The following is a 20,545-nucleotide window of genomic DNA, read 5'->3' on the forward strand; positions in this document are numbered from 1 at the left end:
AGATGATATGAAATGATCTGACAACGATCACTCTTGATCTCTCCCCATACAAGTACTCCAGAGACGCCAATGATCGACCCGATAAGCCGCGGCGTACTGGATCCCCGCCTGCGCGCCGCCTGCGCGGGGATGACAATGGTGTTTGCGGCGCGCTGGCTTCCAGTACTACCGCACCGCGACCGCCGCCGCTTCCTTGCAAAAGCTTGAAGTTTAAAATATATGCTGAACCGTCATTCAGGAGGCTGAACCGATGAGCCTGTTATCGCGTTCCTCCCACGCGCTCGTTACCGGCGGCGGGCGGGGCATCGGCCGGGCAATTGCCGCGGCGCTGACGGAAGCAGGCGGTACGGTGACGGTGCTCGGGCGCAACCGGGCGACGCTCGATGACGCGGTTGCGTCTGGCGCGGCGCAGTATGCTGCCGTGACGGATGTCGCCGATCCCGCGTCGGTGAAGGCGGCGATTACGGATGCCGCCGCGCGGCAGCCGGTCGATATTCTCATCGCCAATGCCGGCGCGGCGGAATCCGCGCCGTTCGGCCGCTCCGAGGCGGCGCTGTTCCAGCGGATGATGGACGTCAACTTCATGGGCGTCGTCCATGCTGCCCATGCCGTCCTGCCGGGGATGCTGGAGCGCCGCAGCGGCCGCATCGTGGCTGTCGCCTCCACCGCAGGCCTGAAGGGCTACGCCTATGTCTCGGCCTACAGCGCCGCCAAGCACGCGGTGATCGGCCTCGTCCGTTCGCTGGCGCTGGAGACGGCCAAGAGCGGCGTCACCGTCAACGCGGTCTGCCCCGGATTTACCGAGACCGATCTGCTCGAAGGCTCGATCGAGAACATCATGAAGAAGACCGGCCGCAGTCGCGAGCAGGCCGTCGCGGAACTCTCGAAGCACAACCCGCAGGGACGCCTCGTTACACCGTCGGAAGTCGCCGACGCCGTGCTCTGGCTGTGCGGCAAGGGGGCTGGTGCGATCACCGGGCAGGCGATCGCGGTCGCCGGCGGCGAGGTCTGAGCGGAACGCCGCAGCAAATATCAGGGAGAGAACATGAGCAAACCAGCCAATCCCGTCACACTGCCGCTGGCGGATTATTCGCCAAAACATTTCCTGCTGGCGGTGGTCGACCGGGTCGCCACCGTGACGCTCAATCGGCCCGAGCGGAAGAACCCGCTGACCTTCGAAAGCTACCGCGAGCTCACCGATTTCTTCCGCGCCTGCGCGATGGATGACGAGGTCAAGAGCATCGTCGTGACCGGCGCGGGCGGCAATTTTTCTTCCGGCGGCGACGTCTTCGAAATCATCGGCCCCCTGATCCAGATGGATACCAAGGGGCTGACCGCCTTTACCCGGATGACCGGCGATCTCGTCAAGGCGATGCGCGCCTGTCCGCAGCCGATCGTCGCCGCCGTCGAAGGCATCTGCGCCGGCGCGGGCGCGATCGTCGCGATGGCTTCCGACATGCGTCTGGCCGCCACCGGCGCCAAGGTCGCGTTCCTGTTCAACAAGGTCGGCCTTGCCGGCTGCGACATGGGGGCGTGCGCGATCCTGCCGCGCATCATCGGCCAGTCGCGGGCCTCGGAACTGCTCTATACCGGCCGCTTCATGACCGCGGAGGAGGGCGAGAAGTGGGGCTTCTTCAGCCGCATCGTCACCCCGGAGCAGGTGCTGGCGCAGGCGCAATTGCTGGCCAGGCAGATTGCGGATGGACCGACCTTCGGCAACACCATGACCAAGCGCATGCTGGCGATGGAATGGGCGATGTCGGTGGAGGAGGCAATCGAGGCGGAAGCGGTAGCCCAGGCGCTCTGCATGACCACGGAAGATTTTTCGCGCGCGTTTGAGGCGTTCTCGAACAAGCGCACCCCGGCATTCCAGGGGAACTGACGCTATCGTAGCCCGGGTGGAGCGCAGCGAAACCCGGGACACTGTCCGATCTGGCGAAATTCCCGGATTGCGCTGCGCTCCATCCGGGCTACGAACAGCCCCTTGCCGAGAAATTGCTTTATACTTAAAGTAATTTCCAACTAGTCCGACAGCCCTCTCGGAGGCGGTAGATGAAGGTCGCGATAATCGGCGGCGGACCGGCCGGTCTCTACGCCGCGATCCTCCTGAAGAAGCAGCGGCCGCAGGCCGAGATCACGGTCCATGAGCGCAACCGCGCCGACGACACGTTCGGCTTCGGCGTGGTGTTTTCCGACGCAACGCTGGACAATTTCGAGAAATACGATCCGCCGAGCTATCGCCGCATCACCCAGGAATTCGCTTATTGGGACGATATCGCCGTGCATTTCCGCGGCACCGTGCATCGCGTCGGCGGCAACGGCTTCTGCGGCTGCTCGCGCCGCACGCTGCTATTGATCCTGCAGGAACGCGCCCGCGAACTCGGCGTCACGCTTTTGTTCGAAACCGATATCGACGACGAGCGTCGCTTCGCCGGTGCCGACCTCATCGTGCTCGCCGACGGCATCAACAGCCGCTTCCGCGACAGATACATCGACCATTTCCAGCCCGAGATCGATCTGCGCTCCAACAAGTTCACCTGGATGGGCTCGACCCGGCCGCTCGATGCCTTCACCTTCATCTTCCAGGAGACCGAGTGGGGCCCGTTCATCGCGCACGCCTATCAATACCAGGCCGGCCGCTCGACCTGGATATTCGAGACCGACGCCGACACGTTCAAGCATGCCGGGCTCGAAGGATTGGACGAACAGCAGTCCGCCGACCGCATGGCCAAAATCTTCGGCTGGTTCCTGGGCGATCATCCGCTCCTGATCAACCGCTCGATGTGGCGCAATTTCCCGATGATCCGCAGCCAGCGTTGGGTCAAGGACAACATGGTGCTGCTCGGCGACGCCAAGGCGACCGCGCATTTCTCGATCGGCTCCGGTACCAAGCTGGCGATGGAAGATGCGATCGCACTCGCAGACGCCATGGCCGCGGCGCCGACGGTCGAGGTCGCGCTGCAGACCTACGAGCACGGACGGCGCGAGGAGGTCGAGAAGACCCAGCACGCCGCCGACGTGTCGCTGGTCTGGTTCGAGCATGTCGATCGCTTCTGGGATTTCGACCCCGTGCAGTTCGCCTTCGGCGTCATGACCCGGGCCAAGGCGATCACCTACGACAATCTGATGCTGCGCGCGCCGGAGTTCGTCCGTGAGGTCGACCAGACCTTTGCGAGGCAGGTGCGCGCCAGGGGTTTTGATGTCGATGTCGACAAGCCTGTTGCGCCGATGTTCCAGCCGCTGAAGCTGCGCGAGATGGAGCTGAGGAATCGCGCGGTGGTATCGCCGATGTGCATGTATTCGGCGAAGGAGGGGGTAGCAGGCGATTTCCATCTGGTGCATTACGGCTCGCGTGCGATCGGCGGCGCCGGCCTGATCTTCACCGAAATGACCTGCGTCGGCCGCGACGCGCGCATCACGCCTGGATGCGCGGGGCTATGGAACGACGAGCAGCAGGCCGCCTGGACCCGCATCGTCGACTTCGTCCATGCCAATTCGGCGGCAAAGATCTGCCTGCAGCTTGGCCATGCCGGCCGCAAGGGCGCGACCAAATTGATGTGGGAAGGCATGGACCGGCCGCTGGAAGCGGGCGGCTGGGACACGATCTCGGCGTCGCCATTGCCTTACTTTCCCGACAGCCAGGTGCCGCGCGAGATGGACCGTGCGGCGATGGACCGCGTCAAGGCCGAGTTCGTGGCGGCCGCGCTGCGCGGCGAGGCCTGCGGCTTCGACATGCTGGAGCTGCACTGCGCCCACGGCTATCTGCTGGCGAGCTTCATCTCGCCGCTGACCAACCAGCGCACCGACGAATATGGCGGCACGCTCGATAACCGGCTGCGCTATCCGCTCGAAGTGTTCGCGGCGATGCGCGCGGCGTGGCCGGCGCACAAACCGATGTCGGTGCGCATCTCCGCCACCGACTGGACCGCCGGAGGCGTCACCGGCGACGATGCGGTGGTGATCGCCCGTGCCTTTGCGGAATCTGGCGTCGATCTGGTCGACGTCTCGACCGGCCAGACCGTGCGCGACGCGCAGCCGATCTACGGCCGGATGTTCCAGACGCCGTTCTCGGACCAGGTCCGGAATGAAGCCCGTGTCGCGACCATGTGCGTCGGCAACATCACGACGGCGGATCAGGTCAACACCATCCTGGCCGCCGGCCGCGCCGACCTCGTCGCGCTGGGGCGGCCGCATCTGGTCGATCCGTCCTTCACGATGCGCTCCGCCGCCTGGTACGGCGCCGATATCGCCTGTCCGCCGCAATATCTGCCGGGCAAGGAGCAGATCTTCCGCAACAGCGTCCGCGACCGGCAGGATTTCGAGGACCTCAAAATTAAGGGTAAGCCGAAAACCCGCGCCGAGCTGAAAGCCGAGGCGACAAAGCCGCTTGCAGCCGAATAAGGCGAATGGCAGGCTTGCTTGATCCCTCCCTCTCCCCGCCCCTCGCGGGGAGAGGTTGAAGTGCGACGGGTAGAGCTGGAGTAACGTTGATGAAGGCGATCATTGTCGGAGGCGGCATCGGGGGGCTCACCACCGCGCTGATGTTGCGCGCACGCGGCATCGATTGTGAACTGTTCGAGCAGGCCGACACCATCCGCGAACTCGGCGTTGGCATCAACACGCTGCCGCATGCGATCAGGGAATTGGCAGGCCTTGGCCTGTTGGATCGGCTCGATGCCGCCGCGGTCCGGACCGACCAATTGTACTATCTGAGCCGCCACGGCCAGGAGGTCTGGCGCGAACCGCGCGGCCTGGATGCCGGGCACGACGTGCCGCAATTCTCGGTTCATCGCGGTCGCCTGCAGAGCGTGATCCATCGCGCCGTCGAGGAGCGGGTCGGCCACGAGGCGATCCACACCGGCTGCCGGCTCGGCGCGTTCGCGCAGCATGAGGGCGGCGTGATCGCGCATTTCTTCGACCGCACCGGCGCCCATGTCAAAACAGCGCGCGGCGACATCCTGATCGGCGCCGACGGCATTCACTCGCGGGTGCGTGAGATGCTGTTTCCGGACGAAGGGCCGCCATGCTGGAACGGGCTGATGCTGTGGCGCGGCGCGCGCGACTGGCCGGTTTTCCTGACCGGACGCTCGATGATCGTGGCGGGCGGGCTGAATGCGAAGGTCGTGGTCTATCCGATTGCGGAAGGATCGAGCCCGTCGAGCCGGCTGACCAACTGGGCCGTGCTGGTGAAGATCGGCGAGGGTAGTTCGCCGCCGCCGCGCCGCGAGGACTGGTCGCGGGCCGGCAAGCGCGAGGAGCTGATGCCGCATGTCGAGATGTTCAAGGTGCCTCATGTCGACGTGCGCAGCCTGATCTCGGCGACGCCGGAGTTCTATGAGTATCCCTGCTGCGACCGCGATCCGCTGCCGTACTGGACCTGGGGCCGGGTGACGCTGCTCGGCGACGCCGCGCATCCGATGTATCCGGTCGGCTCCAACGGCGCCTCGCAGGCGATCCTCGATGCGCGCGCGCTCGCCGACGAACTGGCGCGATCAGAACATCCGCGCCAGGCGCTGGTCGCCTACGAGCAGAAGCGGCTGCCGATGACGGCGGAGATCGTGCGCTCCAACCGCCGCGGCGGACCCGAGGGCGTGATCGACGCCGTCGAACAACTGGCGCCTGATGGCTTCGCCGATATCGAGAAGGTGCTGAGCCACGCCCAGCGCGAGGCGATCGTGCGCGGCTATGCCTCCAAGGCCGGCTTCGCGCCGCCGCAACTCGGATTGGCGGCGGTGCGGGGGTAGCGGGATCCTCACGCCTCCGGAGGCGGCGGCAGGAAATGGATGTTGTGCTCGGCTGCGAGCGCCACCACGGCGTCGGGCGTCTGCTCCTTCATGTTGTGGATCGCCCAGAACAGGTCGTAGAGCCGCCGGGTCGGCGAGACCCAGAACAGCGTCTTCGCCGTGCGTCCGGACTTGTTGAAGATGCCGTGCGGCTTGCCCATCGGCAGCCGCACCAGATCGCCGGGCGTCGCATTCGTCTCGGCGCCGTCGAGGAAGAAGTCGAGCCGGCCCTCCAGGATGTAGAGATATTCGTCCTGGTCGGGATGGATGTGCGGCGGCACGAAGGTCTCGGCCGGGAAGGTCGCATGCCAGGAGAAGGAGTGCTCGGTGACGTTCTTCGGCACATAGGTCTGGCCGAGGATATTCCAGGAGATGCCCTGGATGCCTTCATTGGCGCGGGTGATGCCGGCGATTTCGGTCTTCATTGCTGTTCCCTTCCCAAGAATATTTCGAGGCTATTTCGCAGGACAATCCTTGGCGTAACGGTCGCCGTAGTTCGAAAACACCTTCTCGACGATCTCGGTCTGGAATTTTCCGTCCGGACGCCTGGCGACCTTGGTCAGGTAGAAATTCTGGATCGGATAGCCGTTGGCGTTGAACTTGAAGTCGCCGCGCAGCGAGGTGAACTCGGCCTTTCGCAGCGCGGCCGACACGGCGTCCTTGTTCTTCAGATCGCCCTTCACCGCCTTGACAGCGCTGTCGATCAGCATCGCGGTGTCGTAGCCCTGCATGGCGTAGGTGCCGGGCACGCTGTTGTAGGCGGCCTCATAGGCGGCGACGAATTTCTTGCTCTGCGGATTGTCCATGTCGGGCGCCCAGTTGGCGCCGCCGAACATGCCGACGGCGGCGTCCTGCTGCGCGGGCAGCGTGGATTCGTCGACGGTGAAGGCGGACAATACCGGAATCTTCTCGGCGAGCCCGGCCTGCCGGTACTGCTTGACGAGCCCGACGCCCATGCCGCCGGGCATGAACGTGAACAGCGCATCCGGCTTGGAATTGGCGATCTTGGTCAGTTCGACCTGGAAATCCAGCGTGCCGAGCGGCGTGTAGCTTTCCTCGGCGATCTCGCCCTTGTAGTCGAGCCTGAAGCCGGCGGCCGAATCCTTGCCGGCCTGATAGTTCGGCACCAGCACATAGACGCGCTTGTAGCCGCGGTCCTGCGCGACCTTGCCGAGGATCTCGTGAACCTGGTCGTTCTGGTACGAGGTGACATAGAAGAACGGGCTGCACTCCTTGCCGGCATAGCTCGAAGGGCCCGCGTTCGGGCTGATCAGGAACGTCTTGCTCTCGGTGACGGGACGGTGGATCGCCTGCAGGATGTTGGAGAAGATCGGGCCGACCACGAAGTCGACCTTCTCGCGCTCGAGCAGGCCCTTGGCCTTGGTCACGGCGCCGTCAGGCTTGAGTTCGTCGTCGACGACGACGACCTCGACGTCCTTGCCGCCCATCTTGCCGCCGAGGTCCTTGACTGCAAGCTGGAAGCCGTCGCGGGATTGCTGGCCGAGCACGGCGGCGGGGCCGGACAGCGTCACGATGATTCCGACCTTGATCTTCTCCTGCGCCATCGCCGGCGCGGCGACAGTACCCAGCAAAACCGCAAGTCCGGTCAGCTTCAACGACTGCTTCATCTTGTTCCTCCGTTCGGCCCTTCGCGGCCGAAACCCATGCCACGCCAACTGCTCGGAGGGCAGCTTATTCTGACGACGACTGCACCTGCAAGCAGAACGCCTCCATGCAAGCCATGCGCCAATTGCTTGAAACCTAAAGAAATCTGCGCAATGATTGCGGCCATGACCCTGGATTCAGAGACCAAGGCCGTCGAACTCCCCGAGCATCATGGCGACGAGCTCAGGCTGTGGCTGCGCCTCCTGACCTGCACGACCCTGATCGAGGGCGAGGTGCGCAGCCGCCTGCGCGAGCGCTTCGACGTCACGCTGCCGCGGTTCGACCTGATGGCGCAGCTCGACAAGGTGCCGGAGGGCATGACGCTGTCTGACGTATCCAAGCGTATGATGGTCTCGAACGGCAACGTCACCGGCCTGGTCGAACGCCTCGTTGAGTCAGGCCATCTCGACCGTCGCACCTCGGAAGCCGACCGCCGTGTCCAGATGATCCGCCTCACCAAGGCGGGCCGCGCCGAATTCCGCAAGATGGCGGCGGAGCATGAACTGTGGATCGCCGACATGTTCGGCGACCTCACGCCGAAGGACGTGCGCGAACTGATGCGCCTGTTGGCCAAGACCAAGGGGTCGGCGCAGAAATCGGCCAAGGCGCGTACGGGCTGAGAACCAGTAAACATAGCAGAGGAGGGCGATATGGCGGCACTCGAAAAGGGCATCACCAGGAGCGGTACCGGTTACGCGGGCAAGACCTGGAACATCCTGGGTCAGGTCTACTTTCCCAAGGCAGTCACCGATTCCACCTTCGCCTTCGAGACCAACAGCGAGCCCGGCCAGTTCGTTCCGGTGCACGTCCACCCGACGCAGGACGAGTTCATCCTGGTGCAGGAGGGCGTTCTCGATCTCAAGCTCGATGGCGTCTGGGTGCAGGCCAAGGCGGGCGACCTCGTCCGGATGCCGCGCGGTATCCCGCACGGCTATTTCAACAAGTCCGACAAGCCGGCCCGCGCCCTGTTCTGGGTATCGCCGATGCAGAAGCTCGAAGCCCTGTTCGACAAGCTGCACAATCTGACCGATCCCGAAGAGGTGGTTCGGATCTCGGCGCAGCACGAGGTCGATTTCCTGCCGCCCGAGGCCAACGAATAGATCGGCGCCGCCGCACAGGGAAGATGGTTCCAACGGGCCGGGCGCCGCCGCGAGCGGCTGCCCGGCTCTTGTCATTTCGCAGCAGGGCTCGATTCTGCACTTGCGGAAAATTACTTTAAGCCTAAAATGATTTCCGAGACAGCGCAGCCGGGCGTCCTCGATGTCGAGCTCAAGCCTTTCATGGATGAAAGCGAGGGGCGATGGAAATGTCAGGTCAAACTCCCAGTCGGGTTCTTGGTCCATCGAGCCATGTCGATGATTTCGCGCGGCGCAATCTGCCGCCATTGGAGCAGTGGCCTGAGCTGCTGCTGGAACGTCCGGAATTTCAATATCCCGAATATCTCAATGCGGCGGTCGAGCTGACTGATCGCATCGTCGAGAAAGGCTGGGGCGATCGGATCGCGCTGATCGGTAACGGGCGCCAGCGCACCTACAAGGAGCTGGCGGACTGGTCCAACCGCCTCGCGCATGCACTGGTGGAGAACTACGGCGTCAAGCCCGGCAACCGCGTCCTGATCCGCTCCGGCAACAACCCGGCGCTGGTCGCGGCATGGCTTGGCGCGACCAAGGCGGGCGCCGTCGTCGTCAACACCATGCCGATGCTGCGCGCCGGCGAACTCGGCAAGATTGTCGACAAGGCGGAGATCGCGCTGGCGCTGACCGACAGCCGCATCGCCGATGAACTGGTCGCCTGCGCCAAGACCAGCCGCTTTCTCAAGCAGGTGGTGAATTTCGACGGCACCTCCAATCACGATGCCGAGCTCGACCGTGTCGCGCTGAACAAGCCGGTGAAGTTCGAGGCGGTGAAGACCGGCCGTGACGACGTCGCGCTGCTCGGATTTACCTCGGGCACCACGGGCGAACCCAAGGCGACGATGCATTTCCATCGCGACCTGATGATTGTTGCGGATGGCTACGCAAAAGAAGTGCTCAGCGTCACCGAGGACGACGTCTTCGTCGGCTCGCCGCCGCTGGCCTTCACCTTCGGCCTCGGGGGACTGGCGATCTTTCCCTTGCGGTTCGGCGCGACGGCGACGCTTCTGGAAAACGCCTCGCCGCCTGAGATGATCAAGATCATCGAGACCTACAAGGCGACGATCTGCTTTACCTCGCCGACGGCGTATCGCGCGATGATGGCGGCGATGGACAAGGGCGCGGATCTGTCGTCGCTGCGGATCGCGGTTTCCGCGGGCGAAACCCTGCCGGCGCCGGTGTTCGAAAGCTGGACCCGCAAGACCGGCAAGACCATTCTCGACGGTATCGGCTCGACTGAATTGCTGCATATCTTCATCACCAACCGCGTCGGCGATGCGGTCGGAGGAACGACGGGGCATCCAGTCGCGGGTTACGTGGCGAAGATCGTCGACGACGACATGAACGAACTGCCTGATGGCATCGTCGGCAAGCTGGCGGTGCGCGGGCCGACCGGCTGCCGTTATCTGGCCGACACAAGGCAGGCGAACTATGTGCGCGGCGGCTGGAACCTGACCGGGGATACCTTCGTTCGCGACGCCAATGGTCGCCTCGCCTTTGTCGCGCGCTCGGACGACATGATCGTCTCTTCCGGCTACAACATCGCCGGCCCTGAGGTCGAGGCGGCGCTGCTGTCGCATCCCGCCGTTGCCGAATGCGGCGTGGTCGGCGCGCCTGATGAGGCGCGCGGCATGGTCGTGAAGGCCTATGTGGTTCTGGCGGGCGGCGCCCTTGGCGACGCCGCGCTGACGCAGGCGCTGCAGGATCACGTCAAGCAGGCGATTGCGCCGTACAAATATCCGCGCGCGATCGAATATGTCGCGCAACTGCCGAAGACCGAAACCGGCAAGCTGCGGCGCTTTGCGCTCCGGCAGATGGCCGCGGCCGGCCCGACGCCACCGAGCGTCGCCGCCGAATAATTTCCAACCTGAGGGAGAACGCCGGTGACCGTCGCCAAAGGCCCCACGCCGAGCATGGTGCCTCATCCCACGACCGACGCCGCGTCGGGCGCGCAGGTACTGCAGCCGAGCGGCTGGCCGGTGCCGAAAGGATACGCCAACGGCATGGCAGCGGACGGCCGCATTGTCGTGACCGGCGGCGTGATCGGTTGGGACACCAAGGGCCGCCTGGCGCAGGGTTTTGTCGCACAAGTGCGCCAGACGCTCGCCAACATTGCCGAGATCCTTGCCGCAGGCGGCGCCGGCCCCGCGCATCTCGTGCGCCTGACCTGGTATGTCGTCGATATCGAGGAATATCTGGCGAGCCTGAAAGAACTCGGCCGCATCTACCGCGAGATATTTGGTGCGCATTACCCGGCCATGGCCCTGGTGCAGGTGGTGCGCCTGGTCGAGAAGGACGCGCGCGTCGAGATCGAGGCGACGGCGGTTGTGCCGCGCTGAAGCCCGCTGGGCGGGGCATCTCCTAGAGCTCGGTTCGCAGTTTCCAGAGTTCTGGAAAAAGCTCGACCTCGAGCATCCTGCGCAAATAGGAGACGCCGGAGGTGCCGCCGGTTCCCCGCTTCAGGCCGATGATGCGCTCGACCGTCGTGACGTGGTTGAAGCGCCAGCGGCGAAAATAGTCCTCGAAGTCGACCAGCTTTTCCGCCAGTTCGTAGAGCATCCAGTGTTTCGCCGGCGACGCATAGACGGTCTTCCAGGCTTCCAAAACCTCGGCGTTCGGCGTGCGCGTGACGCGCCAGTCAGTTCGGCGGGCGTCTTCGCCGATGGCAAAGCCCTGGCGCGCCAATAGCTGCAGCGCCTCGTCATAGAGGCCCGGCTCGGCGAGAATGTCCTCGAGCATTGCCATGATGTCGGGGCGGTGGGCGTGCGGGGCAAGCAGCGCCAGATTGCGATTGCCGGCGAGGAATTCGATCGCGCGATACTGGTACGACTGAAAGCCTGAGGACTGGCCGAGCTGATCGCGAAACTCGGTGTATTCGCTGGGTGTCATCGTGCGCAACACATCCCAGGCGGTGTTGAGCTGCTCGAAGATCCGGGCGACGCGCGACAGCATCTTGAAGGCGGGCTGCAGCTGGTCGTGGCGGATCGCCCTGATGGCGGAGCGAATTTCGTGGACCGCGAGCTTCATCCAGAGTTCGGAAGTCTGGTGCTGGATGATGAACAGCAACTCGTCATGCGCATCCGAAAGCGGCTCCTGCGCGTTCAGGACGCGTTCCAGATGCAGATAGTCGCTGTAGGACATCCGCCCTTCGAACGACATCTCGGCTCCCTCGCGCGGGGACTCGTCGGGATTGCCGGTCATGTCACGAGCGCCTTCCTGCGGTACTCCGCGGTATCCCAGCGGCGGTTGGCCAGGACGTCGGCGAGGATTTCGACGGCAGCGCGAACCTCGGCCTCTCCGAGGTAGAGCGGCGTAAAACCGAAGCGCATCATGTCGGGCGCGCGGAAGTCGCCGATGACGTTGCGCGCGATCAGTGCCTGCATGATCGCGTAGCCTTCCGGATGACGAAACGAAACCTGGCTGCCGCGCTGCTTGCCGTCCCGCGGCGAGGCCAATGTCAGCTCGGGACAACGTCGCTCGACCTCGCGGATGAAGAGGTCGGCGAGCCCAATCGAAGCAGCGCGCACGTCGGTCATGCTGACGCCGTCCCAGATATCGAGGGCGGCATCGAGCACGGCCATCGCGATGATCGGCGGCGTACCGACCCGCATCCGCTCGATGCCGGGGCCGGCCCGGTAGTCGAGGTCGAAGGCGAACGGCGCCTGATGACCCATCCAGCCGGAGAGCGCCGGCCGCGCCGTATCGGCGTGCTTGGGCGCCACGTAGATGAACGCCGGCGCGCCGGGACCGCCATTGAGATATTTGTAGGTGCAGCCGACCGCGAAATCGGCGCCAGAAGCTTCCAGATCGACCGGAATCGCGCCCGCGGAATGCGCGAGATCCCAGACCGTTAGCGCGCCGGCGGCATGCGCCTTGCGCGTCAGCGCCCGCATGTCGTGCAGCCGGCCGGTGCGATAGTCGACTTCGGTCAGCATCAACACTGCAATGGTCTCGTCGATGGCGGCTTCGACATCGTCTGGTGCCACGACCTTCAACTCGTGGCCACGGCCGAGCGATTGAAGCAGGCCGCCTGCGATGTAGAGATCGGAAGGAAAGTTGCCGGTATCAGACAGGATAACGCGCCGTGACGGATTGAGCTCGAGCGCCGAGGCCAGCGCCTGATAGACCTTGATGGACAGCGTGTCGCCGACCACCACCGTCCCGTCGGCCGCGCCGATCAACCGTCCGATCCGGTCGCCGATACGCCGCGGCTGCGTCATCCACCCGGCGAGGTTCCAGCCCTTGATGAGGTGCTTGCCCCATTCCTCCGTCATCATGCGGCCGACGCGATCGGCGGCCGCGACGGGCAGCGGACCGAGCGAGTTGCCGTCCAGATAGATCACGCCATCGGGGATGGCGAACCGGGATTTCGTTCGCGTGAAATCAGTCATGTCTGTCCCTGTTCGCGGCGGGTGGAATTATTCGCGCAGGTGTCGATTATTTCAAGCTTGAAATTTATGGCAGTAAGCGTTTCCCGGTGTAGACTGCTTGGCGGCGGGCATTGATCCGAACGTCGGCAAGCCCACAGAAGCAAACAGAAAGTCGAATCGCGTGATTTTTCATCAGATTTCCGACTGGACCGACGCATACGCGAATGCGCCGAACATTCCGAGCGGCGACCGCTGGCCGGCGGCGTGGGTGCAGCCCGCGCAGGCCTATCGCGACGCTTTGCAAGGCAGTGGCCGCGCGACGCTCGACATCTCTTATGGGCCGCGCGAACGAAACCGCTTCGATCTCTTCAAGCCGGAAGGCCGGCCGAAGGGCCTCGTCGTCTTTGTGCATGGCGGATTCTGGAAGGCGCTCGACAAGAGCTTCTGGTCGCATCTGGCGCGCGGATCGGTGGAGAGCGGCTACGCGGTGGCGATGCCGTCCTACCCGCTATGCCCGGCGGTGCGCATCGCCGAGATCACGCGCGAAGTCGCTGACGCCGTCGAGCGTGCCGCCGCGATAATCGAAGGCCCGCTGTTCCTGACCGGACATTCCGCCGGCGGGCATCTGGTGACACGCATGATTTCGGCGACGTCACCGCTTCCGGAACATGTCCGGGCCCGCATCAGCCACACCGTCTCCATCTCAGGCCTGCATGACCTTCGTCCGCTGATGAAGGCCGCCATGAATATGGACCTTCGCATCGACGAGGCCGAGGCGCTGATGGAAAGCCCGGCGCTGCTGCAGCCGATGCCGAATGCGCGCGTGACATGCTGGGTGGGCAGCGCCGAGCGTCCGGAATTCGTCCGCCAGAACGCGCTGCTCGCCAACATCTGGACCGGGCTCGGCGCGAAGACCTGCGCGATCGAAGAACCCGGCCGGCATCATTTCGATGTCGTCGACGGGCTCGCCGATCCCGATCACCAGCTCACCAGGGCGTTGCTATCTGCTTAGCCTACCTGAAACGTCTGCACGGCCTGACGTGCGCCCAGGGTGTAGAGTTTGCTAAGCGCCTCGATGACGGCGCTGCGCATGCGGGGGTCAGTGCCTGAAGCGCCGAAGATCTGATCTACTTGCAGCAGCGCCGGCGCAAGCCGGTCCGCGACCGGACCGGCGCTCTCGGCGATGGACTTCAATTTCGCGGCGAGCGGATCGCAGACGTCGATCGCGCGTCCCTGTTCGTCGGTGCCGGTGACATAGCGCATCCATCCGGCCACGGCGAGCGCGTGGGTGTCGATCGGCAATCCCAGCCGCAGCCGGTCCTGCATGGTGGCGAGCAGCCGCTGCGGCAGCTTTTGCGATCCGTCCATCGCGATCTGCCAGGTGCGATGGTGCAGGGCCGGATTTGAAAAACGCTGCAGCAGCGAAGCGCTGTAGGCGGCCAGATCCGTCCCTTCAGGCATCGCCAACGTCGGCGCGGCGTCCTGCATCACCTGCCGGGCAAACGCTGCAAAGCGCGCGTCGGTCATGGTCGCGGCGATGGTCTCAAAACCGGCGAGATAGCCGAGATAGGCCAGTGCCGAGTGGCTCGCGTTGAGCAGCCGCAACTTCATGTGCTCGAAGGGCGTCACGTCGGAAACCAGTTGCACGCCGGCGGCTGCGAAATCCGGTCTTCCCGCGGTGAAGCGGTCTTCGACGATCCACTGCGTGAACGGCTCGGTGACGACAGGCCATGCGTCGGTCATGCCGAGCGCGGACGAAATCGCCGCGCGGTCGGCATCCGTGGTTTCAGGCACGATCCGGTCCACCATGGTCGAAGGGAAGGCGACCTCGGCTTCGATCCACCTGGCGAGGTCGCGCGAGCGCAAGCCGGCGAACTGCGTCACGATGCGCCCGACGGTGCGGCCGTTGGCGGAGAGGTTGTCGCAGGACAGAACGGTGAAGGGGCGCTCGCCCGCGGCCTGCCGCCGCGCGAGCGCGGCGACGAGAAATCCGACGGTCGAGCGCGGCGTGTCCGGATTCTGCAGGTCGTGGGCGATGTCGGGATGATGTTCATCGAGGTCGCCGGTCTGCGGCGTGTGGCAGTAGCCTTTCTCGGTGACCGTCAGCGACACGATGCGCGTCGCCGGATCGGCGAGGTGCGCGATCAACTGCCTCGGGTTTTCCCTGGCGACATCGCTGGCGAGGACCGAGCCGATGACGCGGTGGTCGGTGCCTTTGCCGGAGCGGACCGCGAGCGTGTAGAGGCCATCCTGCGGCGCGAGCGCATCGCGCGTCTGCGAACTGCGCAGGCTCGCTCCGATAATTCCCCATTCGATCGCGCCGGCGGCCAGCAGATCGTCGATAACGACAGCCTGGTGCGCGCGGTGGAACGCGCCGATCCCGAGGTGAACGATGCCCGGCGTGATGCCCGAGCGGTCGTAGGCCGGCCGATGGATCTGCCCGGGAACCTTGTTGAGATTGGCCTCGGACAGGCGCAAATTGCCGCCTTTCGGGCCAGAAGGCGGGTTTTTCGCCGTTTCGCTTGACATGGCGGGCTTAATCCTCCAACTACTGGTCAATTGGTAAGGCCAATTATCCAGATCTATTGATCATCAGCCGATCAAAGCAAGAAAAATCGATTCGCCTCAGGGAATCGTCAGGGAGAGCCGAGCGTGCCGCTCGAAGCCGTGGAAGCACGACGCCTTTATCGCCAGGTTGCCGATCAGCTTCGCGCCTTGATCGACAGCGGCGAATACGTCGTCGGCAGCCGTCTTCCCGCCGAACGTGATCTTGCCGAACAGTTGAAGGTATCGCGGCCCACGGTGCGCGAAGCCCTGATCGCGCTGGAAGTCGAGGGCAGGGTGCGCATCCGCGTCGGCTCCGGAATTTATGTCTGCGAACCGCCGCCGCTCGCGCCGCTGCTTCCGGCGACGACGGAGATCGAGGGCCCGTTCGAACTGTTGCGCGCGCGCGAGTTCCTCGAAGGCGCGATTGCCGAGCAGGCCGCCCGCGTGGCGAGCGCGGAAGACATCGCGCGCATCGACGCATCGCTGGAGGCGATGGCCACGGTGCAGCACCCGGGCGAGGACTCCATGGTCCATGACCGCGCGTTTCACGTCGCGGTCGCCGGATGTCTGGACAATGCCGTGCTGGTGCGCGTCGTCGGCGAACTGTTCGACCAGCGGCTCAATCCCTACTTCGCCAAGCTCGCGCATTATTTCGAGAACCCGCAATCCTGGAACGCGGCGCTGGCCGAGCACCGCACGATCCGCGATGCTATCGCCGCCCATGACCCGGACGCGGCGCGCGTGGCGATGCGCGAGCATCTGGCGCGCTCGCAGGCCCGCTTTGCGCAGAATTTCGGTGCGCCGGCACCATCCGTCCGCGCTGCGTCACGGAGCAGTTGAGAGAGAAGAATTCGAACGGTTCGGCGAGGCGCCGGGCCGGTTGGGTAACAAAAGCAATTTGGAGCAAGGGAGGAAATTCCAGTGTTGAAGAAATTGACGGTTGCCTTGGCGGCGTCTGCCGCGATTCTGGCCGCGACCACCTCGGGCATGGCGCAGACCAAGCTGAAATGGGCGCATGTCTACGAGACGTCGGAGCCGTTCCACACCGCCTCGGTCTGGGCCGCGGGCGAGATCAACAAGCGCACCAATGGGCGTTATCAGATCGACGTCTATCCGGCCTCGCAACTCGGCAAGGAAACCGACATCAACCAGGGCCTTTCGCTCGGCTCGGTCGACCTGATCATTTCCGGCTCGAGCTTCGCGGCCAAGAGCTTCCCGCCGATCGGCGTCACCTATTATCCCTACACCTTCCGCGATGCGGATCATCTGTTGGCCTACACCAAGAGCGACATCTTCAAGGAGCTCGCGAAGGGCTACGAGGACAAGACCGGCCATCGCATCCTGGCGGTGACCTATTACGGCGTGCGCCATACTTCGTCGAACAAGCCGATCAAGGCCTGCGCCGACCTGAAGGGCCTCAAGATTCGCGTGCCTGACGTGCCCGCCTATCTGGCGATGCCGCGCGCCTGCGGCGCCAATACCGCGCCGATCGCCTTTGCCGAGGTCTATCTCGCCCTGCAGAACGGCACCGTGGAAGCGCAGGAAAATCCGCTCACCACGATCGAGGCCAAGAAGTTCTACGAAGTGCAGAAGCACATCGTGCTGACCGGCCACATCGTCGATCACCTCAACACCGTGGCGTCAAGCGCGCTCTGGAAGAAGCTGTCGGAAGAAGATCGCAAGATCTTCACCGAGGTCGCCCAGGAAGCGGCCGCGAAGGCCACCGCCGAGATCAAGGTCAACGAAGGCAAGCTGGTCGATTTCTTCAAGCAGAAGGGCCTGACGGTGACCGAGGTCAACAAGGACGAGTTCCGCGACACCGTGCTCAAGAATGTGAGCTTCGAGAGCTTCGACTACCGCAAGGCCGACTGGGAACGCATCCAGGCGGTCAAGTAAGCGGCAATCGTTCCCGCCGTGCCGGCCGCGTTGGCGGCGGCGGCCGGCACGGCGGAGACATCTCAAAGGCCAGTCCGGGGAGGGCGCATGTCGACGGCTGAAGTTCACAAGCAAATCACGGCGGACGAGATCGCCCATACCTTCGAGGACGAGGTCCCCAAGGGCGCCGATCTCAGTGTGTACGCGCCCGAGGACTGGCTCGCGCTGGTGATCTTCTGGATCATGGCGCTGTGCGTCTTCCTGCAGTTCTTCACCCGCTATGTCCTCAACGACAGCTACGCCTGGACCGAGGAGATCGCCACCTATTGCCTGATCGGCGTCGTGTTCATCGGTTCGGCCATGTGCGTGCGGCTGTCGCGGCACATCCAGGTCGACCTCGTGTTCCGCTACCTGCCGCACGCCGCGGCGCGTGGGCTTTCGACGGTGATCGACCTGATCCGCATCGCGTTCCTCGGCTACGCGATCAAGCTGGTCTGGCAGTTCATCCAGATCATCGGCGACGAGCGGATGACCACGATCAAGTTTCAGAAGGGCTTTGTCTACTACGCCGTGCTGCTCGGCTTCGTGCTGATGTTTGTGCGCTCGATCCAGATCGCGGTCGAGAACTGGCGGCGGGGTTATTCGATCCTGGAACGCCCCGGCGCATTCGACGGAACGGAAGGGTAGGGCGATGCTGCTGCTGCTTGGGGGATTTCTGCTGCTGATGCTGCTCGGCCTGCCGGTCGCGCTGGCCATGGCGGCTTCGTCGCTGGTCTACATTCTCGTCAGCGGCATCACGCCTGATGTGACCCTGGCGCAGCGCATGATCGCGGGCGTCGAGAGCTTTCCGCTGCTGGCGGTGCCGTTCTTCATTCTCGCCGGCAATCTCATGAACATCGCCGGTGTCACCGGGCGCATCTACAAGTTTGCGGTCGCGCTGGTCGGCTGGATGCGCGGCGGCCTCGGCCACGTCAACATCATCGGCTCGGTCATCTTCTCCGGCATGTCCGGCACGGCGATTGCCGACGCCGCGGGCCTCGGCACCATCGAGATCAAGGCGATGAAGGACCACGGCTACTCCACCGAGTTCGCCGTCGGCGTCACCGCGGCGTCCGCAACCCTCGGTCCGATCATTCCGCCGTCGCTGCCGTTCGTGATCTACGGCATGATGGCGAACGTCTCGATCGGCGCGCTGTTCCTCGGCGGCGTGATTCCCGGCGTCGTCATGACGCTGGCGATGATGGCGACGGTCGCCTGGTTCGCGCACCGGCGCGGCTGGGGCAGCGACACGCCGTTCTCCTGGCCGCAGCTCGGCTCGGCCACGCTCGAAATCGTCATCGTGTTCGCGTTCCCGCTGGTGGTCTGGCTGCTGGTTCTCGCCGGCCTCTCGGTGAACATGGCGGTCGGCATCGGCCTCGTGGCACTGCTGGCACTCGACTGGTATTTCGATTTCTCCGCCGTGATGGCGCTGATGGCGCCGGTGATCCTGATCGGCGGCATGACGCTCGGCTGGTTCACGCCGACGGAAGCCGCGGTCGCCGCGGTGATCTGGTCGCTGTTCCTCGGTCTCGTCCGCTACCGTTCGATGACGCTGCAGACGGTGGCGAAGGCTACTTTCGATACCATCGAGACCACGGCCTCCGTGCTGTTCATCGTCACCGCGGCCTCGATCTTCGCCTGGCTGCTGACGGTGTCGCAGGCGGCGCAGACGCTGACGGACGCGATGCTCGGCATCACCCAGAACAAGTGGGTGTTCCTGCTGCTCGCCAACATCCTGATCCTGTTCGTCGGCTGCTTCATCGATACCATCGCGGCGATCACCATCCTGGTGCCGATCCTGCTGCCGATCGTGCTCAAGCTCGGCATCGATCCCATTCATTTCGGCCTGATCATGACGCTGAACCTGATGATCGGCCTGTTGCATCCGCCGCTCGGCATGGTGCTGTTCGTGCTGGCGCGCGTGGCGAAACTGTCCGTCGAACGCACCACCATGGCGATCCTGCCCTGGCTGGTGCCGCTGCTCCTGGCGCTCGTCGCCATCACCTACATCCCGGAGCTGACGCTCTGGCTGCCAAAATACATGGGGCTTTCAAAATGACATCGATGGCTTTGGCTGCAACGCTGTTCGGCCCGGAAGATCTGCGGATGATCGAGCGGCCGCTCGATCCGCTTGCCGCGGGCATGGTGCGCATCCGCTTCGGCGCCGGCGGCATCTGCGGCTCCGACATGCACTACTATCGCCATGCCCGCACCGGCGATTTTGTCGTGACCTCGCCGCTGGTGCTGGGACATGAGATCGCCGGCGAAGTCGTCGAGATCGCGGGCAGCGCGCCGGGCGTAAAGGTCGGTGACCGCGTCGCCGTCAATCCGTCGCGCTGGTGCGGCCATTGCAAGCCGTGCCGAGAGAAACGGCAGAACCTGTGCGAGAACATCTTCTTCATGGGATCGGCGTCGAAGACCCCGCACATGCAGGGCGGCTTTGCCTCGTATTTCGACGCCATTCCGGCGCAGTGCGTGAAGATTCCGGATCATGTGACCTATCAGGCGGCAGCGCTCGCCGAGCCGCTGGCCGTGTGCCTGCATGCGGTCGCCCGCGCCGGCGATGTCACCGGCAAGCGCGCGGTGCTGTTCGGCGCAGGGCCAATTGGCTTGTTGACGATGCTGGCGGCCAGGCGCGCCGGCATGGCGGAGACGACCGTTGTCGACATCGCGGCCGCACCGCTGGCATTCGCGACAAAACTCGGCGCCAATAACGTCGTCGATATCTCCGGCGGCGAGGACGCGCTGAAGGCCGAGGCAACTGCCAAGCCGTTCGATGTCGCATTCGAGGTCTCGGGAACGGCGGCCGGTCTCGCCAGCGCCATCGGCACCGTCCGGCGGGGCGGTGTCGTCGTTCAGGTCGGCAACCTGCCGGGCGGGCAGATCCCGGTGCCGGCGAATGCCGTGATGGCCAAGGAGATCGACCTGCGCGGCTCGTTCCGCTTCGGCGGGGAATTCTTCACGGCAGTCGACCTGATCGCCGACGGCAGCGTCGACGTGCTGTCGCTGGTGACGGCGCAACGCCCGCTTTCGGTGGCGCCCGACGCCGTCAGGTTGGCGCTCGACCGTTCGCAAAGCGTCAAGGTCGTGCTGACGGCTTGAATGTAAACCAGAGTTTAGGAGATCGGCCATG

19 protein-coding genes are annotated in these 20,545 nt (G+C 64.5%); 14 read left to right on the forward strand and 5 right to left on the reverse strand.

From position 1 onward, the window contains the following. Positions 1–250: 250 nt before the first annotated feature. The 4 genes from V7E26_RS17975 to V7E26_RS17990 all read left to right on the forward strand — a co-directional run bounded on the left by V7E26_RS17975 (position 251) and on the right by V7E26_RS17990 (position 5,744). A complete protein-coding gene (locus V7E26_RS17975) occupies positions 251–1,012 on the forward strand; it encodes an SDR family NAD(P)-dependent oxidoreductase (RefSeq protein WP_324418441.1) in 762 nt (253 codons plus the stop codon). A 33-nt stretch (positions 1,013–1,045) separates the two neighbouring features. Continuing rightward, positions 1,046–1,882 carry an enoyl-CoA hydratase family protein gene (locus V7E26_RS17980; protein ID WP_324418443.1) on the forward strand — a complete coding sequence of 279 codons (837 nt, stop codon included), beginning with the start codon at positions 1,046–1,048 and terminating at the stop codon, positions 1,880–1,882. Between the two features lie 170 nt (positions 1,883–2,052). Beyond that, the gene (locus tag V7E26_RS17985) at positions 2,053–4,401 is read left to right on the forward strand and encodes a bifunctional salicylyl-CoA 5-hydroxylase/oxidoreductase (RefSeq protein WP_324418444.1); all 2,349 of its coding nucleotides are present in this window, start codon (positions 2,053–2,055) and stop codon (positions 4,399–4,401) included. A gap of 89 nt (positions 4,402–4,490) precedes the next feature. Further along, on the forward strand, positions 4,491–5,744 hold the full coding sequence (locus tag V7E26_RS17990) for a flavin-dependent oxidoreductase (RefSeq protein WP_324418446.1): 1,254 nt from the start codon (positions 4,491–4,493) through the stop codon (positions 5,742–5,744). 8 nt (positions 5,745–5,752) lie between these two features. Here the strand turns inward: V7E26_RS17990 and V7E26_RS17995 are convergent, their stop codons facing one another. Further along, positions 5,753–6,208, reverse strand: coding sequence for a cupin domain-containing protein (locus tag V7E26_RS17995; protein ID WP_324418448.1), 456 nt, complete (start codon positions 6,206–6,208; stop codon positions 5,753–5,755). Between the two features lie 30 nt (positions 6,209–6,238). Continuing rightward, positions 6,239–7,411, reverse strand: coding sequence for an ABC transporter substrate-binding protein (locus V7E26_RS18000; RefSeq protein WP_324418451.1), 1,173 nt, complete (start codon positions 7,409–7,411; stop codon positions 6,239–6,241). A 162-nt stretch (positions 7,412–7,573) separates the two neighbouring features. Here V7E26_RS18000 and V7E26_RS18005 point away from each other — a divergent pair, with 162 nt between their 5' ends. From V7E26_RS18005 to V7E26_RS18020, 4 genes are all read left to right on the forward strand, one after another. Beyond that, positions 7,574–8,068 (forward strand): MarR family winged helix-turn-helix transcriptional regulator, encoded by a 495-nt coding sequence (locus V7E26_RS18005; protein ID WP_324418453.1) that lies wholly within the window; start codon positions 7,574–7,576, stop codon positions 8,066–8,068. Between the two features lie 30 nt (positions 8,069–8,098). Next, on the forward strand, positions 8,099–8,548 hold the full coding sequence (locus V7E26_RS18010; RefSeq protein ID WP_324418455.1) for a cupin domain-containing protein: 450 nt from the start codon (positions 8,099–8,101) through the stop codon (positions 8,546–8,548). 206 nt (positions 8,549–8,754) lie between these two features. Then, complete coding sequence (locus V7E26_RS18015) at positions 8,755–10,440, forward strand: benzoate-CoA ligase family protein (RefSeq protein WP_324418457.1); 1,686 nt, start codon at positions 8,755–8,757, stop codon at positions 10,438–10,440. A gap of 54 nt (positions 10,441–10,494) precedes the next feature. Next, entirely contained in the window at positions 10,495–10,920 is a 426-nt protein-coding gene (locus V7E26_RS18020) for a RidA family protein (protein WP_324418493.1), read from the forward strand. Between the two features lie 22 nt (positions 10,921–10,942). On the opposite strand, the gene kynA is transcribed toward V7E26_RS18020, so the two are convergent. Together kynA and kynU are read right to left on the reverse strand one after the other, a co-directional pair. Continuing rightward, positions 10,943–11,782: a tryptophan 2,3-dioxygenase gene (gene kynA, locus V7E26_RS18025; RefSeq protein ID WP_324418459.1), complete on the reverse strand. Its 840-nt coding sequence runs from the start codon at positions 11,780–11,782 to the stop codon at positions 10,943–10,945. Then, positions 11,779–12,972, reverse strand: a complete 1,194-nt coding sequence (gene kynU / locus V7E26_RS18030; RefSeq protein WP_324418461.1) for a kynureninase — start codon at positions 12,970–12,972, stop codon at positions 11,779–11,781. Before kynU ends, kynA begins: the two co-directional genes overlap by 4 nt. Before the next feature lie 160 nt (positions 12,973–13,132). Here kynU and V7E26_RS18035 point away from each other — a divergent pair, with 160 nt between their 5' ends. After that, positions 13,133–13,963 (forward strand): alpha/beta hydrolase, encoded by an 831-nt coding sequence (locus V7E26_RS18035; RefSeq protein ID WP_324418463.1) that lies wholly within the window; start codon positions 13,133–13,135, stop codon positions 13,961–13,963. Here V7E26_RS18035 and V7E26_RS18040 read toward each other — a convergent pair. Beyond that, complete coding sequence (locus V7E26_RS18040) at positions 13,960–15,480, reverse strand: mannitol dehydrogenase family protein (RefSeq protein WP_324418465.1); 1,521 nt, start codon at positions 15,478–15,480, stop codon at positions 13,960–13,962. The genes V7E26_RS18035 and V7E26_RS18040 overlap by 4 nt on opposite strands. Positions 15,481–15,603: 123 nt before the next feature. Here V7E26_RS18040 and V7E26_RS18045 point away from each other — a divergent pair, with 123 nt between their 5' ends. The 5 genes from V7E26_RS18045 (at position 15,604) to V7E26_RS18065 (ending at position 20,514) form a co-directional block, all read left to right on the forward strand. Beyond that, on the forward strand, positions 15,604–16,338 hold the full coding sequence (locus tag V7E26_RS18045; RefSeq protein WP_324418467.1) for a FadR/GntR family transcriptional regulator: 735 nt from the start codon (positions 15,604–15,606) through the stop codon (positions 16,336–16,338). Between the two features lie 147 nt (positions 16,339–16,485). Next, entirely contained in the window at positions 16,486–17,394 is a 909-nt protein-coding gene (locus tag V7E26_RS18050) for a sialic acid TRAP transporter substrate-binding protein SiaP (protein ID WP_442893423.1), read from the forward strand. A gap of 87 nt (positions 17,395–17,481) precedes the next feature. Then, positions 17,482–18,060, forward strand: a complete 579-nt coding sequence (locus V7E26_RS18055) for a TRAP transporter small permease (RefSeq protein WP_324418471.1) — start codon at positions 17,482–17,484, stop codon at positions 18,058–18,060. Positions 18,061–18,064: 4 nt separating this feature from the next. Beyond that, a complete protein-coding gene (locus V7E26_RS18060) occupies positions 18,065–19,471 on the forward strand; it encodes a TRAP transporter large permease (RefSeq protein ID WP_324418473.1) in 1,407 nt (468 codons plus the stop codon). Beyond that, the gene (locus V7E26_RS18065) at positions 19,468–20,514 is read left to right on the forward strand and encodes an L-idonate 5-dehydrogenase (RefSeq protein ID WP_324418475.1); all 1,047 of its coding nucleotides are present in this window, start codon (positions 19,468–19,470) and stop codon (positions 20,512–20,514) included. The genes V7E26_RS18060 and V7E26_RS18065 overlap by 4 nt, the downstream gene beginning before the upstream one ends. The last annotated feature ends 31 nt before the right edge of the window (positions 20,515–20,545 follow it).

Origin of the sequence: Bradyrhizobium sp., assembly GCF_036735945.1 — a bacterium.
GTDB lineage: Bacteria > Pseudomonadota > Alphaproteobacteria > Rhizobiales > Xanthobacteraceae > Bradyrhizobium.

Excerpts from the sequence above, each read along its gene's own strand:
- V7E26_RS18010 (WP_324418455.1), top strand. The coding sequence starts at position 8,099 with ATGGCGGCACTCGAAAAGGGCATCACCAGGAGCGGTACCGGTTACGCG.
- kynU (WP_324418461.1), bottom strand. The coding sequence starts at position 12,972 with ATGACTGATTTCACGCGAACGAAATCCCGGTTCGCCATCCCCGATGGC.
- V7E26_RS18065 (WP_324418475.1), top strand. The coding sequence starts at position 19,468 with ATGACATCGATGGCTTTGGCTGCAACGCTGTTCGGCCCGGAAGATCTG.
- V7E26_RS17995 (WP_324418448.1), bottom strand. The coding sequence starts at position 6,208 with ATGAAGACCGAAATCGCCGGCATCACCCGCGCCAATGAAGGCATCCAG.
- V7E26_RS18020 (WP_324418493.1), top strand. The coding sequence starts at position 10,495 with ATGGTGCCTCATCCCACGACCGACGCCGCGTCGGGCGCGCAGGTACTG.
- V7E26_RS17975 (WP_324418441.1), top strand. The coding sequence starts at position 251 with ATGAGCCTGTTATCGCGTTCCTCCCACGCGCTCGTTACCGGCGGCGGG.
- V7E26_RS18040 (WP_324418465.1), bottom strand. The coding sequence starts at position 15,480 with ATGTCAAGCGAAACGGCGAAAAACCCGCCTTCTGGCCCGAAAGGCGGC.
- V7E26_RS18015 (WP_324418457.1), top strand. The coding sequence starts at position 8,755 with ATGTCAGGTCAAACTCCCAGTCGGGTTCTTGGTCCATCGAGCCATGTC.
- kynA (WP_324418459.1), bottom strand. The coding sequence starts at position 11,782 with ATGACCGGCAATCCCGACGAGTCCCCGCGCGAGGGAGCCGAGATGTCG.
- V7E26_RS18005 (WP_324418453.1), top strand. The coding sequence starts at position 7,574 with ATGACCCTGGATTCAGAGACCAAGGCCGTCGAACTCCCCGAGCATCAT.
- V7E26_RS17980 (WP_324418443.1), top strand. The coding sequence starts at position 1,046 with ATGAGCAAACCAGCCAATCCCGTCACACTGCCGCTGGCGGATTATTCG.
- V7E26_RS18050 (WP_442893423.1), top strand. The coding sequence starts at position 16,486 with ATGGCGCAGACCAAGCTGAAATGGGCGCATGTCTACGAGACGTCGGAG.
- V7E26_RS18055 (WP_324418471.1), top strand. The coding sequence starts at position 17,482 with ATGTCGACGGCTGAAGTTCACAAGCAAATCACGGCGGACGAGATCGCC.
- V7E26_RS17985 (WP_324418444.1), top strand. The coding sequence starts at position 2,053 with ATGAAGGTCGCGATAATCGGCGGCGGACCGGCCGGTCTCTACGCCGCG.
- V7E26_RS18060 (WP_324418473.1), top strand. The coding sequence starts at position 18,065 with ATGCTGCTGCTGCTTGGGGGATTTCTGCTGCTGATGCTGCTCGGCCTG.
- V7E26_RS18000 (WP_324418451.1), bottom strand. The coding sequence starts at position 7,411 with ATGAAGCAGTCGTTGAAGCTGACCGGACTTGCGGTTTTGCTGGGTACT.
- V7E26_RS17990 (WP_324418446.1), top strand. The coding sequence starts at position 4,491 with ATGAAGGCGATCATTGTCGGAGGCGGCATCGGGGGGCTCACCACCGCG.